This is a genomic window from Patulibacter defluvii, assembly GCF_034096925.1.
Taxonomy (GTDB): domain Bacteria; phylum Actinomycetota; class Thermoleophilia; order Solirubrobacterales; family Solirubrobacteraceae; genus Patulibacter; species Patulibacter defluvii.
In genome coordinates this window covers 173,046-186,370 of record NZ_JAWZSQ010000002.1, presented here as the reverse complement: position 1 = coordinate 186,370, position 13,325 = coordinate 173,046, and the positions used below count along the sequence as shown (strand labels likewise).

Annotated in this window: 14 protein-coding genes; 3 read left to right on the top strand and 11 right to left on the bottom strand. The window is 73.9% G+C overall.

Annotated elements, in window-relative coordinates; all coding sequences use genetic code 11:
* Positions 1–4 precede the first annotated feature (4 nt).
* On the bottom strand, positions 5–775 hold the full coding sequence (locus SH587_RS02990; RefSeq protein ID WP_320669074.1) for a crotonase/enoyl-CoA hydratase family protein: 771 nt from the start codon (positions 773–775) through the stop codon (positions 5–7).
* Positions 776–823: 48 nt separating this feature from the next.
* Positions 824–1,495: an MBL fold metallo-hydrolase gene (locus SH587_RS02985; RefSeq protein ID WP_320669073.1), complete on the bottom strand. Its 672-nt coding sequence runs from the start codon at positions 1,493–1,495 to the stop codon at positions 824–826.
* A gap of 173 nt (positions 1,496–1,668) precedes the next feature.
* Here SH587_RS02985 and SH587_RS02980 point away from each other — a divergent pair, with 173 nt between their 5' ends.
* A complete protein-coding gene (locus tag SH587_RS02980) occupies positions 1,669–2,751 on the top strand; it encodes an NEW3 domain-containing protein (protein ID WP_320669072.1) in 1,083 nt (360 codons plus the stop codon).
* Here the strand turns inward: SH587_RS02980 and SH587_RS02975 are convergent.
* The 3 genes from SH587_RS02975 to nucS all read right to left on the bottom strand — a co-directional run bounded on the left by SH587_RS02975 (position 2,708) and on the right by nucS (position 4,815).
* Positions 2,708–3,253 (bottom strand): hypothetical protein, encoded by a 546-nt coding sequence (locus SH587_RS02975; protein ID WP_320669071.1) that lies wholly within the window; start codon positions 3,251–3,253, stop codon positions 2,708–2,710. The two genes, SH587_RS02980 and SH587_RS02975, sit on opposite strands and share 44 nt — an antisense overlap.
* 63 nt (positions 3,254–3,316) lie before the next feature.
* The gene (locus SH587_RS02970) at positions 3,317–3,991 is read right to left on the bottom strand and encodes a hypothetical protein (protein WP_320669070.1); all 675 of its coding nucleotides are present in this window, start codon (positions 3,989–3,991) and stop codon (positions 3,317–3,319) included.
* An 86-nt stretch (positions 3,992–4,077) separates the two neighbouring features.
* The gene (gene nucS, locus SH587_RS02965; RefSeq protein ID WP_320669069.1) at positions 4,078–4,815 is read right to left on the bottom strand and encodes an endonuclease NucS; all 738 of its coding nucleotides are present in this window, start codon (positions 4,813–4,815) and stop codon (positions 4,078–4,080) included.
* Between the two features lie 282 nt (positions 4,816–5,097).
* Between nucS and SH587_RS02960 the strand changes: the two genes are divergently transcribed.
* Positions 5,098–6,426 carry an acyltransferase family protein gene (locus SH587_RS02960; protein WP_320669068.1) on the top strand — a complete coding sequence of 443 codons (1,329 nt, stop codon included), beginning with the start codon at positions 5,098–5,100 and terminating at the stop codon, positions 6,424–6,426.
* Here the strand turns inward: SH587_RS02960 and SH587_RS02955 are convergent.
* The 4 genes from SH587_RS02955 to SH587_RS02940 all read right to left on the bottom strand — a co-directional run bounded on the left by SH587_RS02955 (position 6,410) and on the right by SH587_RS02940 (position 10,088).
* On the bottom strand, positions 6,410–6,757 hold the full coding sequence (locus SH587_RS02955; RefSeq protein ID WP_320669067.1) for a hypothetical protein: 348 nt from the start codon (positions 6,755–6,757) through the stop codon (positions 6,410–6,412). The two genes, SH587_RS02960 and SH587_RS02955, sit on opposite strands and share 17 nt — an antisense overlap.
* 62 nt (positions 6,758–6,819) lie before the next feature.
* Positions 6,820–7,692 (bottom strand): alpha/beta hydrolase family protein, encoded by an 873-nt coding sequence (locus SH587_RS02950; RefSeq protein ID WP_320669066.1) that lies wholly within the window; start codon positions 7,690–7,692, stop codon positions 6,820–6,822.
* 465 nt (positions 7,693–8,157) lie between these two features.
* Positions 8,158–9,390, bottom strand: a complete 1,233-nt coding sequence (locus SH587_RS02945; RefSeq protein WP_320669065.1) for a glycine-rich protein — start codon at positions 9,388–9,390, stop codon at positions 8,158–8,160.
* 2 nt (positions 9,391–9,392) lie between these two features.
* The gene (locus SH587_RS02940) at positions 9,393–10,088 is read right to left on the bottom strand and encodes a hypothetical protein (RefSeq protein WP_320669064.1); all 696 of its coding nucleotides are present in this window, start codon (positions 10,086–10,088) and stop codon (positions 9,393–9,395) included.
* A 295-nt stretch (positions 10,089–10,383) separates the two neighbouring features.
* On the opposite strand from SH587_RS02940, the gene SH587_RS02935 reads away from it, so the two are divergent.
* Positions 10,384–10,923, top strand: a complete 540-nt coding sequence (locus SH587_RS02935) for a pyridoxamine 5'-phosphate oxidase family protein (RefSeq protein WP_320669063.1) — start codon at positions 10,384–10,386, stop codon at positions 10,921–10,923.
* Between the two features lie 310 nt (positions 10,924–11,233).
* Here the strand turns inward: SH587_RS02935 and SH587_RS02930 are convergent, their stop codons facing one another.
* Both SH587_RS02930 and SH587_RS02925 read right to left on the bottom strand, forming a co-directional pair.
* Entirely contained in the window at positions 11,234–11,959 is a 726-nt protein-coding gene (locus SH587_RS02930; protein WP_320669062.1) for an isochorismatase family protein, read from the bottom strand.
* 31 nt (positions 11,960–11,990) lie between these two features.
* A complete protein-coding gene (locus tag SH587_RS02925) occupies positions 11,991–13,316 on the bottom strand; it encodes a hypothetical protein (protein WP_320669061.1) in 1,326 nt (441 codons plus the stop codon).
* Between the last annotated feature and the right edge of the window lie 9 nt (positions 13,317–13,325).

The window sequence follows — 13,325 nt, the reverse complement described above, 5'->3', positions numbered from 1 at the left end:
GCCCTCAGCGGCCCTTCCAGACCGGGGTGCGCTTCTCCTTGAAGGCAGTCGCGCCCTCGCGCGCGTCCTCCGACATCAGCACCGGTCCGGCCAGCTCGCCCTGCTTGACCCAGAACTCCTGCTCGCTCCAGTCGCCCTGCTGGCGGAGGATCCGCTGGGTGGCGGCGACGGCCAGCGGCCCGTTGGCGGCGATCGCCTCGGCCAGCTCGAGCGCGACCGCGACCGCCTGGCCCGGCTCGGCCACCCGGTTGACCAGGCCCAGCTCGTAGGCCCGCTCGGCGCTGATCGGGTCGCCGGTCAGGGCCAGCTCCATCGCGATCCCGAGCGGCAGCCGCTCGGGAAGCCGCCGCAGCGCCCCGCCGGCGGCGACCAGCGAGCGCTTCGTCTCCGGGATCCCCAGCCGCGCGTCGCGGGCGACCACCAGCAGGTCGGTGGCGAGGGCGATCTCCAGGCCGCCGGCGAGCGCGAAGCCCTCGACGGCGGCGATCAGCGGCTTGCCGGGGCGGACCTGGGTCATCCCCGCGAACCCGCGCTCGGGGTCGAAGGGGAACTCGCCCTTGGCGAACGCCCCCAGGTCCATCCCGGCGCTGAAGCCCTTGCCGGCGCCGGTCAGGACGCCGACGACCAGCTCCGGGTCGTCCTCCAGCTGGCGGATCGCGCCGCCGAGCGCGTCGCTGACCGCCTTGTTGACGGCGTTGCGCTGGTCGGGACGGTTGATGGTGATCAGGAGCACGGCGCCGCGGCGCTCCACGATCACGGGCTGCTCATCGCTCATGGGCGCAGCGTATCCGCGGTTGGCTGGCCGGCCAACCGGAGGCCGCGCTCAGTCGGCGGGCAGTGCGTCGGCGAAGGCCCGCAGCGGTCCGGAGGCGTCGATCACCGGCGGGCCGTGGCCGACCAGCACCACGTGCGGCTCGAGCGCGGCGAGGGCTCGGATCGACTCGCGGTTGCGGGCCGGATCGGGCGTGAAGACCGCAGGCGGCTCCTGGATCCCGGGCCGCGTGGTCAGCAGGTGCATGCTGTTGATGACGTCGCCGCAGACCAGCACCCGGTCGCGCTCGCGCCAGAGGCTGATGTGGCCGACGGTGTGGCCGGGCGTGTCGAGGACGACGAACCCCGGGCCGACCTCGCTGCCGATCGCCAGCGGCTGGGCCTCGGGCAGGGCCGGGAAGCCGGCGTAGATCGCGCTCAGCCGCCGCAGCGGTCCGGGGACCTCCATCGTCGCCTCGCCGCTGCGCAGCGACGGCAGGTCGCGCTCGCTGCCGAAGACCGGGACGCCGAGCGTGTCGACGACCTTGCGGCTGCCGCCGGCGTGGTCGACGTGCGCGTGGGTCAGGACGTGGCGGCTGACGACCCGACCGCGGACGGCGGCCAGGACGCGGCCGGCCTGGAGCCGGTAGCCGGCGTCGACCAGCACGTCGCCGAGCAGGTACGCGTTGACGCTCGACCGCGGCGACAGCGGCAGCTGGAAGACCTCCTCGGCGACCTGGCGCATGGCCGGGACGATACTGTCACCGTGCGTCCAGCCGGACGCGCGCGAACCGCCCCTCATCCGTCCACGACCGGCGGATCGACTGGGGCGGCTTGGTAGCGTCGCCGAACACGGGTCTCGTACGGCGTCGACACGGGCGACGTCCGGGAACGACAACGGATTTTCGAGGGGAAGACATGCGGACAGCAGCACTGGCGGTCACCGGTGTGGCGATGGCGGGGTTGGCCGCGGCGCCGATGGCGTCGGCGGACACGGCGCTGACCTTCAACATCACGGACGGTCGCTTCACGGCCGGGACGGTCCGCGACATCGCGATCGCCAGCGGGGCCACGCCGGGCAAGCTGACCGGCAGCGTCGCGGCCGACAAGCGGACGGTCACCGTGCCCGCCGCTGGGGTCCAGATCCCGCCCTACGTCCAGAGCGGCGGCGGCGCGACCGTCACCACCACCTTCACGGCGGTCGGCAACCTGACCGGCACGCTCGACGTCGACGCCCGCACGGTCAGCCTCAGCGGCCCGTTCACGGTCAGCTTCCGGGCCGAGGGCCTGCCGGCGGCCTACCACGCGGCCCCGGTGACCTGCGTGATGGAGGGCGCGACCTTCGGCTTCTCGACCGGCAGCGTCTCGGTCCCGGCCAAGAACGCCCAGGGCGCGTCGGCGCCGGTCGCCTACGCGGGCTCGCCGCTCGACCGGGCCAGCGGCCGCGTGGCGCTGTCCGGGATCAGCGCCGCGCCGCTGCCCGCGTCGCGCGCGACCACCAACGGCGGCGGGGTCGTCAGCGACGCCCAGGTCTGCAAGGACCTCGACAACGGCGTCGGGCTGCCCGCCCCGGCCGGGTTCCGGCTCGCCGGCACCCTCAGCGCGCCCGGCCTGGTGCCCTCGGCCCCGGTCGGCGGCGACGGCAGCTACGGCGGCAACCCGGGCAACCCGACGACGCCGAAGGCGGCCAAGCTGAAGCTCGAGCTGGGCAAGCTCAAGCGCGTCGCCCGCGGCAAGGTCGTGTCGGCCAAGGTCAAGGTCACCAACACCGGCGGGTCGAGCGCCAAGGGCGTGCGGATCCAGCTGAAGGCCCCGGCCGGCGTCCGGATCAGCCGCACGACGCTGACCAAGAAGACCCTCAAGGCGGGCACGTCGAAGACCTTCAAGGTCACGCTGCGGCCGCTGAAGAAGGCCAAGAGCGGCACCCGCCTGCGGGCGACGCTGACGGCGACCGGCCTCACGTCGAGCCGCAAGTCGCAGCCCCTGCGCCTGACCCGCTAGCGGCGCGGGTCCTTCGGGTCGGCCCCGACCGGGGCCGGCCTAACGGGCAGCCGGAGGAGACCTTGACCCGCCACCAGCCGGTCAGCAGCCCGATCACGCCCAGCCGCGGGCGGACCTCGTAGACCTCGCAGCCCGGCTGGCCGAGGTCGGCGCTGGTCAGGCGGCGGAAGCGGTGGCGGCCCGGGTGGGCGCGCATCCCCTCCAGCAGCGCCCGGTTGCGCTCGATCACGTCGTGCTGGCGGTCGAGGGCGGCGTGGGCGGCCACCAGGTCGTCGCGGATCCGCTCCAGGCCGCCGAGGCCGAGCAGCCGTGGGCAGTGCGCCTGGCCCGGCTGGTGGCTGTGGAGGATCGGGCTGAGGTCGTGCGGGAAGCGCTCGGCGTGGGCGATCGCGAGCGACCGTTCGAGCGCCTCGATCTGGGCGCGCAGCGTCCGCCGGGCGGCCCGCTGCTGCTCCGCCCCGACCGTCGTTGCCGTCCACTGCCGCTCTCGCGTCGCGACCATCGCGTCGACCTCCAGGACGACCGTAGCACCGGGGCGAGCCGCGGTCGATGACCTGCCGGGTCGTCAGTCGCCGGAGAGCAGCTCGACCGCGGTCCACAGCGCCTCGTGGACGTGCATCGAGGAGACGCCGGCGATCTGCAGCGCGTAGAGCAGCATCCGGCGGGTGCGACGGCCGGGCGCGTGGGCGGGGAGCGGGTCGCCGCAGAGCTCGGCGACCGGGCGCGTGGCGTCGGCGATCACCAGCCGACCGGCCGGCGAGCGGGTGGCCAGGACGCCCTCGCCGACGGTCTCGCCCTCGATCGTGGGCCGGATCCCGAGCGGGCCGTCGATCGTGTCGGCGTCGAGCGCCCAGAGCGGCACGCCGGTCTCGACCAGGGCGGCCAGCAGCGCGTCGCGCGGCAGTCCGTTGGACTGGAAGTGGCCCCGTCGCAGCCGCTCGTAGTAGGCCTGCTCGATCGGCGTCCGGCGCTCGTCGGGGTCGATCCCGATGTGGCGGAAGAAGACGCGGAAGGCGGCGGGGATCTCCTGCCGGCGCAGCTCCAGCACCTGCGCGCCGCCGATCCGGGTGGCCAGCTCGTCGAGCCGCCGGCGGACCCACGGCGGGCTCCGGCGGCGGGTCTCGCAGGCGACCTCGACGCTGACCAGGACCAGCTCGGGGTGCTCCGCCTGGACGTCGAGGTCGACCCACCCCAGACGGGGGCGGACGGCGTCGGTCGGCGAGGAGGGGCGGGCGGGCATGGGCGGGACGGCGGGCGTTCCCGCGCGAGCCTATCCCCCGCCCGCCGGGCCACCGTGGGACCGGCGCACAGCGCGAGCGGCGGCGATCAGACGTCGAACAGCGTCAGCGCCGGCTCGCGCTCGCCCCGCAGGACGGCCAGGTCGACCTCGACCCAGGCCAGCCCGCGCGACTCGGCCAGCGTGCGGGCCTGCGGCTTGATCTGCTGGGCGGCGAGGACGCCCCGGATCTCGCCCATCCCCGGGTCCTCGCGCAGCCGTTCGAGGTAGCGGGTCAGCTGCTCGACCGCCTCGATCGTGCCGACCCGCTTGATCTCGACCGCGACCCAGCCGTCGTCGCCGTCGCGGCACATCAGGTCCACGGGGCCGATGTCGGTCGGCCACTCGCGGCGGACCAGCCGGAAGCCCTCGCCGCAGTGCTCCGGCGCATCGGCCAGCAGCTCCTGCAGCTCGCGCTCGACCCCGGACTTCTCCAGCGCCGCAGCCTCGCCCATGTCGTGGAGGACGTCGCTGAGGACCTCGACGATCCGGATGTCGAGCCGGTCCTCGGTCGAGCCGGCGCGCTTGCGGACGACGATCTTCGTCAGCGCCGGACCGTCGGGATCGGGCACCGTCCGCTGGTCCTCGTCCACCGCCGGCTCGTTCGCGCGCTCGAACTCGAGCACGGTGGGCGGCGTCATCCAGTTCTGCGGCTTGAATCCGCCGGTGTCGGCGTGGACCATCACCGACCCGTCCGACTTGATCATCAGCAGCCGCAGCGCCTCGGGCAGCAGGGCCTCCAGGCGGCCGGAGTAGCGGACCTCACAGCGGGCGACGATCAGGCGCATCGGGGCGTCCACGGTAGCGGGCGGGGACGACGGCCGGCCGCCGGCAGGGGCCTCGAGACCCCATGCGTCGTTCGACTTCCTGGCCGTGCCTCCGCGCACCTGTCTCGTCGCCGAGGTCGTCCTGCTCGACGACGCGGCCGACGAGTGCCGTCACGGTCGACCCGGGTGTGCGCTGGTCCGGGTTGCGGGCGACCGGACGCGGCTCCCGACCGTTGCGCGGTGCCGTCCGAGGCGCGAGGATCGTATACGCCGTCGATTCAGGGTCCGCGGCATCCCCCCGTCATGGTCCAATCCCCCCGTCCGCAGGGCCGGCGCGGTCGCGCGCCGGCGTCTCCATCCGCGCCGAGCCCCGACGCGTCCGCCTGGCGTCGGCCGTTCGAGGCCGGCGATGGGCTGCGCGGCGCGGCGGCGCTAATGGTCCTGCTCTCGCACGTGGTGTTCGCCGAGCAGACCTACGGCGCGTTCGGCTGGACCGGACTGCCGGGCCGCAACCCGGCGACGTCGTTCGGCGAGAACGGCGCATACGCGATCCTGTCGATCGGTCAAGCGGGGCTCGATCTGTTCCTGGCGTTGTCCGCCTACCTGCTGAGCCGGCCGTTCCTGGCCTGGGCCGGATCACGGACCGGACGGCCACGGCTGCGCCGGTTCGCGGTCCGCCGAGCGCTGCGGATCCTGCCCGCGTACTGGGCCGCCTGCGGCCTGGCCGTCGCCTGGCTGGTGGTGCTCCGCAGCGCGCCGCTCGAACCGGGCAAGGCGCTCCCGACGCTGCTGCTCGGCCACGACTTCCAGTGGGGCTGGGCGGTCGCGCTGGAACCCGCCTGGTCGGTCCGGGTCGAGGCGCTCTTCTACCTGCTGCTGCCGCTGCTCGGCGGCCTCTGGTGGACGGCCGGCCGGTTCGGCGGCCCGGCCGGCGCCCGGGTCGCGATCGGCCTGACCGCCGTGGCGGCGATCGGCTACCCGGTGGTCGCCTCGACCCGTCCCGGCGACATCGGGATCAGCGCCAACCTCTGGCTGTTCGCCCCCGGCCTGCTGGTCACGCTGATCGAGTCCTCCGACCGTGTCCGCGGCTGGACCGCCCGCCGCGGCGTTGCGCCGACGCTGACGGCCGGGGCGCTCGGCGCGGTGCTGCTGGTAGTCGCGCTGCCGGTCGCGTTCGCGGTCGGCAAGGCCGCGCTCCACGGACCGGAGACCGTGCTCGACGCCGCCCGCACCCAGTTCCTGGTCCAGATGGCGCTGCAGGCGCCCGGCAGCGCGCTGGTGCTGCTCGCGCTGCTCGCCCGCGAGTGGCAGGGCGCACCGCCCCCGCTCGCGCTCGGATCCGCGCCCGCTCGCTGGCTCGGTGCCCGCTCCTACAGCATCTACCTGCTCCACTACGCCGTGATCGGGGCGCTGCTTCCCCGAATCCTGCCCGGCCAGCAGGGCGGGATCGGCTACGTCGGCCTGGCCCTCGCCACCACCGCGGTCACCGCAACCCTGGCCGCCGCCCTCTTCCGGATCGTCGAGCTGCCAGCGATGCGGCTGGCGGCCCGGATCACCCGCTCGCCACCACCGGGGCCGCTGTCGGTCACCGACGCACTGACCCCCGCGGCACGGGTCACGGCCAATCGCTGACGCCGCGGACGGTCCAGCCGGCCGCGGTATGGACCGTCACCACCTCGCCCGACGCCGACCCCGCGGCGCTGCGGGCGACGATCCGCCACCGCTGGTTGCCGCCGCGGTCGCTTCCGGCACGCTCGACGCGTTCCAGCACCGGCCGCCGTTGCCGGCACGCCGCCAGCGCCGCCTCGGTGATCGCGAACCGCGCCCGCTCCTCGGCCGCCATCAGGGTCTGCGCCTGCCGCCACCGGCCCGCGTCGCAGGAGTACAGGTGCGCGACCAACTGCCGCACCACCGCCCCCGGGTCGCCCCCGACGGGCTCCTCGCCGCACCCGACCAGGGCCATTCCTGACACCACGACGACGACCAACGGGGCCCGACAACGCGACAACGCAGACCCGTCGGCCGTCACGGCGCGACCCGGTTGGCGAGCTGGGTCTCGCGCTCGCGCCACGTGTCGACGGTCGCGGCGGCGACTCCGTGCTGCCGGAGGCCGGGACGGCTGCCGTCGCAGAGGTGGGCGACCGTCCGGTCGAGGTAGCGGTCGTTGCCCGCCAGCGGCTGGTCGCACTCGGGCGGATTCGCGAGGTCGGACGGCTGCATCAGGTACGACTCGATGGCGGGCCGGCCATCGGCCAGGTAGCCCATCTGCGCGGCCGGAACGACCGGGTCGTCGGCGAGGTGGCCCATCAGGATCGGCGTCGTGGTGAAGTACGGCGCCGGGTAGAACGCGGGGCTGAAGATCCCGAGGTTCCGCGCGAGCGTCTCACCGCTGGCGATCGGCGCGAAGGCGTTGGTGGCGTACGCCCAGTTCGGGTTCCCGTCCCCCGCGAGCGCGAGCTGGAGCTGGGTCGGAGCTCCCTCGGTCGCCACGCAGCTGGGCAGCCGGACCGTGGCCAGCATCAGGGCGAAGTTGCCGGCCGACGATCCGCCGGCGACGCAGACCGGCGACGCCGTTCCGTAGAGGACGTCGGCGTAGTAGCGGATCAGGTCGTACCACCCGACGACGTTGCCGAAGCCGACCTTGCCCAGTCCTCGGACCAGCTGACCGGACGCCAGCCCGACCACGCCCGACGTGTGCTCGACGGCGACGGTGGCGAATCCGGCGTCGCGCCACACCTGGCTGCTGTGGACGACGTAGCGGCTCAACAGGTCCGAGCTGCCGGGATCCACCAGCGCCGGCCCGCTGAACCAGCCGCCGGCGGCGATCACCATGACGATCCCTCGCGGCGCGCCGGCGGTCGGCTCGCGCACGCTCCAGGAGCACGGCCCGCTGGCCATCGGCGCCGTGCGGTAGCACCACGGCGTCGGCGGAGGCCCCGAGGTCGCCGCAGCCCGCGGGCGTGCGCGCGGCCGCGACGGAGCGCCGAGCTGCGCGATCCGCGCGATCGTCGTCAGCCTCGCCAACCGCCGGCGGGCCTTGCGGACGGTGCGCGGCCGGCTGCTGCGCGCGCGCCTGGCGCTGCCGCGCAACCGGCGGGCCAGCGAACCGGCCGCTGGGCGCGAAGCCGGCGAACCACCGGAGACGGACGTCCGGACCGTGGCCGAGGACGCCTCCGCCGCCGTGGGACTACCCGCCGGCGAACCGCCGGCGAGGACGATGATCGTGCCGAGCACGACCAGCCGTGAACGCAACACGAGGACTCTCCCGAGGTCGGGCGCTGCGATGCAGCGCGCTGCCCCCCGGCCGTGCCAATATACAGCGTATGCAGAGCGTGGCGGGATTTCGTCGGCCCGCGCACGAGATCAGCGACGCAGCGTCAGACCCTCGCGCAGCGTGATGACGGCGCCGGTCGGCGGCGTGACCGTCACGACGAGCCACAGGCGGAGCCGGTGCCTGCGGCGCAGCAGCGCGCGGCCCCGGCGATCGAGCTTCAGCGTGAACGTCGTCGCGCCAGCCGCGGTCGGCGCCCGCAGCAGGCGCGCGAGCGTCCGGGGGCGGGCGCGCTTCGATGCACGCCAGGTCAAGCGCGCGCCCAGCGCCGAGCGCGCCTGCGCGATCTGAAGCGCCACGCGGACCCGCGACCCGTGCCGTGGCGTGCGCACGGTCAGGCCGGCGGCCGCGGGCGACGCCCCGGGCGACACCGGCGCCGGAGGCAGAGGCGGAGGCGGAGGCGGAGGCGCGTCCGGCGTGTTCCAGCTGATCGTCAGCCGCGGCGTTCGGTCGTCGTCGAGGACCGGCTCAGTGACGTTCGAGACGCCCGCGCCGGCCTTGGCCGCGCTCGAGCCGCCCCCTCCCCGCCCATCGGAGATGCAGTCCATGGCCACGAAGCCATCCCAGAGCGCCGAGCTTCCCCCGCCGCCGTACCAGCCCCCGCCGCCCCCGCGCTGTCCACGGCCGCCCACGCCGAGCGCCCCGTCCTGGCCCGGGCAACGCGGGTCGTAGTCTCCCCCGCGAGCACCGCCGGCGGTGACCGTCGCGGCGCGCCCGTCGGTCCCGCTCGGGCCGTTGGTGCCGGCGTCGGTGCCGCCTCCACCGCCGCCGCCGGCGGCCAGCAGGCGATCGGCGAGCGTGTCGCCGTCGGTCCGCAGATCCGTCGCTCCACCTCCACCATCGCCGGCGATCACGGCGTCGCCACCACCGTTGTAGCCGCCCTTGTAGGTTCCCGCGACGCCCCCGACGCGAACGGTCAGCCTCTGGCCCGGCGCGACCGCCACATCGGCCTCGAGCAGCGCCCCACGACCCCGCGCCCGCGCATCCCAGGCACCACCGGGTGCCCCGACCGCGACCACGTGCACACGCGACACCGCGTCCGGGACCACGAACGATTCCGGAGCACCGCGGAAGACGAACGTCGCCTGCGACGGCGCACCCGCCGCGACCGCCGGCGCCACCGCGACCAGGACGACCGCCGCGGCGAACGTCCAGGCCCTCCGCCTCCCGTTCATGTGCGCACCGTACACTCTGATCGGCGGCGCGACGACGTGGGTCGCTGCGCGGGATCCGGGGCGAGGTCGGTGAGGCAGCGGAACGCGCATGTTCAGCCGAAGCGGAGGACGTCGACCGTGAAGCTCTTGACCGTGAACGATCCCGAGCACTTGGAGGGGTTCGCGACGGTCAGCGCGAGCGTCCGCGGCGTATCGGTTCCGGGGGCGAGGAGCGTGGAGACGAGGCGGGCGGGCATGGAATACAGGGTCTCCAGCAGGACGACCCCGCCGACGGTCAACCGCGCGCTGAACGCGGGGTCACCGGCGGTGCATCCGCTCGGCGTCGCCGTCGCGTCCATTTCGACCATCACCTGATCGATCTCGAACGCACCCTGGGTGTACGCCGGATTCGCGAGGGCGATCGTCGCCGACGGCGTCGCCGGCGTGAACTCCACCGTCTGCGCGGCGGCGACCTTGGCCTCGTGAACCGCGGTGCCGCGCGCGCCGCTGGCGCCCGCCGCTCCACCGACACCAGGTGCGCCGTCCTTGCCGGCGAGCGCCGCGCGGGCCTTCGAGCTGAGATCGGCGACGCCGAGGGAGCCATCCTTGACCTTGCCCGAGTCGATCGCGTTCTTGGCGACGTCCGACCGGTGGACGGCGCCCGGCGCGATCGCCTTCGACGTGACGGAGTTCTTGGACAGCTTGGTCGCCGCGTAGGACGTCCCGAGACCGAGCGCGAATACCAATGCGACGGTCGAGACGACGTTGGCGTACGACAACTTCCGGGCAACCGCAGGCAGGAGTGACATGGGGGTCCTTTCGAAAGGCCGACAGCGAACGCCCCCCTGCGGCACCGACCGGCCTTGCCGAGCGCCGGTGATCACCCTGCCCGCGAGCGGATGAAGCCACGATGAAGGGACGCGCCAGAGCCCCAGCGTCGTGCGTCGCAGCGGTCCCGCGGATCGAGAACGCGAGCAACAACGCCACGACGCAGGTCAGACCCAGGATCCCGCCCCCGCGTGCGAGCGCCCCGATTGACTACGGTGCACGGATGGCCACCCGTCAGGCCGATCACCGCAGTCGCGAGGCCAGGTCGTTGCCGCGATGACGGTCGCCGAGCGCGTTGCCCTGCGGCTGCGAGCGTTCGCCATCAGGCGTCACCGCGACGACCCGGCGCGGTGGCTGGCGGCCGCCCGGGCCACCATGCGCGCGACGCGATACTGCGTCCTGGTGACGCACGACGCCGCCGGACCGACGGCCCGCACCGTGCAGCCGTTTCCGCCCGACCGCGACCTGACGGTGCATCTCGGCACCGACCCGACGAGCCGCAAGGCCGCGCAGATCGACGCCAACGGCGAGGCCGTGGTGATCTTCCAGCGCAACCGCGACGGCGCGTGCGTCGTCGCCCACTGCCGCGCCCGCCTCCTCGACGACCCGCCGTCCAAGCAGCGCTACTTCATGCCCGTCTGGCGGGCGTTCTGGCCCGCCGGACCGGACGAGCGCTTCGCGGTGATCCGCTGCGAGCCGCACACGCTCGAGATCTGGGACGCCCGTCGCGGCGTCACCCCACCGCCGTTCGGCCTCCGCTCCGCACGGCTCACCAAGGCCGACGACGGTCGCTGGGTCGCCGCCGCAGCTGGGTGACCGCCTGCGGGTGATCGGGCTCGCCGCCGTCGGCGCCCTTCAATGCAGCCATTCGGCCAGTCGCAACGCCAGCAGCAGGTCGCTCTTCGCGCCCGAGGGACGACCCGTTCGTCGACTCGCCCCGCGAATCCGTGTCCTCCCCTTCGGCGAACTGCCGTGACCATGCATCCACGGCGCGGCAAGTTACCGAACGGTAAATTTGCTCGCAAGAGCAGCCGCTTCCGGCCCGGCGGGACGTGGGCCGTACGGGTGCGGCGGGCGACGCACCGCTCCCCGCGCCGCCACGCCCACCGCCCGCGCGGCCCCGTGCTCAGCCGACCGCGGCGAGCGCCGGGAACTTCTCGATCTCGGCGATCACGGTCTCCAGCGACTCGACGTCGGCGAACTTGGCGTCGAGATCGAACAGGTTGTACTCGACGGCGCCGTGGATCCGGTCGCCGACGCATTCGCGGGGGACGATCGCGCGGAAGTTCTCCGAGAAGGCGTCGCCGACGGTCGTGCGGACGCAGCAGGACGCGGTCACGCCGGTGACGATCACCGTGTCGACCCCCGCGCCGCGGAGCAGGCTCGAGAGGTGGGTCCCGTGGAAGGCGCTCGGCTTCTTCTTGACGATCACGTACTCGTCGTCCCGCACCCCCAGCCGCTCGTCGATGTCGATCAGGTCGGTGCCGAGCTTCAGGTCGGCGATCGGCGACTTGACGGCCTCCATGCCGGCGTCGCTGTGCGGCCCGTCGACGACCTGGTACCCCATCGTCGTGAACACGATCGGGAACCCGCGCGAGCGCGCGACCTCGAGCAGGCGCAGGTTGCTCTCGATCAGCGCCGGCATCTCGAGGCAGCTCATGGTCAAGTCGTCGCGCGTCCAGGCGTTGGCCAGGTCCACGACCACCACCGCCGGCGACTTGCCGAAGCCGATGCGCTTGTTGTAGCCGCGGCTCCGGTAGATGCGGTCGTTGTGCTCGTTCAGTCGCCGCAGCGCGTCCTGGACCTCGTCCAGTTCCTCCGCGGTGAGCGTTCCGTTGGGTTCAGCTGACATGCAGTCACCTTTCACGTGTGGTTGGTCCGGCTCAGAAGTGCCGGGGTGAGTCCTTCGGCGGCTTGGTGCGCGAGGGGTCGAAGATCAGCCCCTCGGGCGTCATCCACTCCTTCCGGAGCGTCGGTCGCTCGCCGGGCGCGTAGTAGCGGTCCTCGAACGTGTAGCCCTCCAGCTCCTCCGACCCCTTGCCGAGGATCTCGCCGCTGGCCTCGAACTCGTCGATCACCGCGGCGAGGCCGTAGCGCTGCACCGGGCAGGTCTTCATGCAGATCGCGCAGCCGTGCGCCTGGGCGACGACCGGCGCGCAGCGCGCCATGTTCAGCTTGTGCTTCTCGACGCCGCGGTACGGCCGCCGCCGGGCCGGGATCGCCCCGGCCGGGCAGCGCCGGGCGCAGATCTGGCAGCTGTCGCAGATCTTGTGGATGCCGTAGTCGACCGGCTGGTCGAAGTCGAGCGGTGCGTTCGTCTCGACGACGGTCACCCGCGCCCGCGAACCGGCGAACGGCGTCAGCAGGTTGCCGTTGGCGCCCATCTGGCCGAGGCCGGCCTGGACCGCGTACTGGAGCACGACCGTCTCGCCCTGGGCGTCGTGGGCGTGCGCTCGGTAGCCCATCGCCTGCAGCCGCTCGGCGAGCTTGTTCGACAGCCGCAGCACCTCGGCGAAGGCCGCGAACGCCGCCCGCTCCGACCGGCCGCTGGGGCTGGTCTGGGTGGCGGCCCAGTTCTGCTCGACGATGCAGACGATCATCCGGTCACCGGCCGGCGGGCGGTCGGCGACCTCGGCGAGCGTGTAGCGCGCGTCGTACTCCGCGACCCCGATCGCGCTGAGGCCGATCTCGGCGCCGTACTCCTTGATCGTCCGCGTCAGCTCGGCCGGATCGGGCGGCGGCGCGATCGCCGGGGGCGAGGCGGGCTCCCGCCGTCGCACCCGGCCGATGTTGCGCACGGCCCGGACCATCCGCGGCGCCGAGACGAGGTAGACGTCCCAGCCGTGCTTGTACATCCAGCGGACGGCCTCGTCGTGGGTCATGATCCAGTCGTGCAGCGGCTCGTCGGCGTACGCCGCGTCAGCCGCCGCCTCATCGCGCCGGACGCCCGCCACCTCGCGCAGGTTCTCGGGGACCTCGCGGGTGAACGGGCCCCACGACCCGGTCTTCGGCGCGACGCTGCGGCGCAGGAGCCCCGGCTTCGGCGGCACCAGCCAGAGGTACCGCCAGATCCTCGGGCTCGAGATCCGGATCGCCAGCGGCGACAGCATCGAGATCGTGGCCCGGCGCAGGCGCTCGACCTGCGACGGCGGTGCCGCGACCCCGCGCAGACGGGGGACGGGCTCGGAGCCCTCGGTTCGATCAGCCATGGTCAAGTG

What these genes read in the sequence shown, in the direction of transcription:
- SH587_RS02980 (WP_320669072.1), top strand. Translation starts at nt 1,669, where the DNA reads ATGCGGACAGCAGCACTGGCGGTCACCGGTGTGGCGATGGCGGGGTTG.
- SH587_RS02975 (WP_320669071.1), bottom strand. Translation starts at nt 3,253, where the DNA reads ATGGTCGCGACGCGAGAGCGGCAGTGGACGGCAACGACGGTCGGGGCG.
- SH587_RS02935 (WP_320669063.1), top strand. Translation starts at nt 10,384, where the DNA reads ATGACGGTCGCCGAGCGCGTTGCCCTGCGGCTGCGAGCGTTCGCCATC.
- SH587_RS02955 (WP_320669067.1), bottom strand. Translation starts at nt 6,757, where the DNA reads ATGGCCCTGGTCGGGTGCGGCGAGGAGCCCGTCGGGGGCGACCCGGGG.
- SH587_RS02950 (WP_320669066.1), bottom strand. Translation starts at nt 7,692, where the DNA reads ATGGCCAGCGGGCCGTGCTCCTGGAGCGTGCGCGAGCCGACCGCCGGC.
- SH587_RS02985 (WP_320669073.1), bottom strand. Translation starts at nt 1,495, where the DNA reads ATGCGCCAGGTCGCCGAGGAGGTCTTCCAGCTGCCGCTGTCGCCGCGG.
- nucS (WP_320669069.1), bottom strand. Translation starts at nt 4,815, where the DNA reads ATGCGCCTGATCGTCGCCCGCTGTGAGGTCCGCTACTCCGGCCGCCTG.
- SH587_RS02945 (WP_320669065.1), bottom strand. Translation starts at nt 9,390, where the DNA reads ATGCGCGTTCCGCTGCCTCACCGACCTCGCCCCGGATCCCGCGCAGCG.
- SH587_RS02960 (WP_320669068.1), top strand. Translation starts at nt 5,098, where the DNA reads ATGGTCCAATCCCCCCGTCCGCAGGGCCGGCGCGGTCGCGCGCCGGCG.
- SH587_RS02925 (WP_320669061.1), bottom strand. Translation starts at nt 13,316, where the DNA reads ATGGCTGATCGAACCGAGGGCTCCGAGCCCGTCCCCCGTCTGCGCGGG.
- SH587_RS02970 (WP_320669070.1), bottom strand. Translation starts at nt 3,991, where the DNA reads ATGCCCGCCCGCCCCTCCTCGCCGACCGACGCCGTCCGCCCCCGTCTG.
- SH587_RS02990 (WP_320669074.1), bottom strand. Translation starts at nt 775, where the DNA reads ATGAGCGATGAGCAGCCCGTGATCGTGGAGCGCCGCGGCGCCGTGCTC.
- SH587_RS02940 (WP_320669064.1), bottom strand. Translation starts at nt 10,088, where the DNA reads ATGTCACTCCTGCCTGCGGTTGCCCGGAAGTTGTCGTACGCCAACGTC.
- SH587_RS02930 (WP_320669062.1), bottom strand. Translation starts at nt 11,959, where the DNA reads ATGTCAGCTGAACCCAACGGAACGCTCACCGCGGAGGAACTGGACGAG.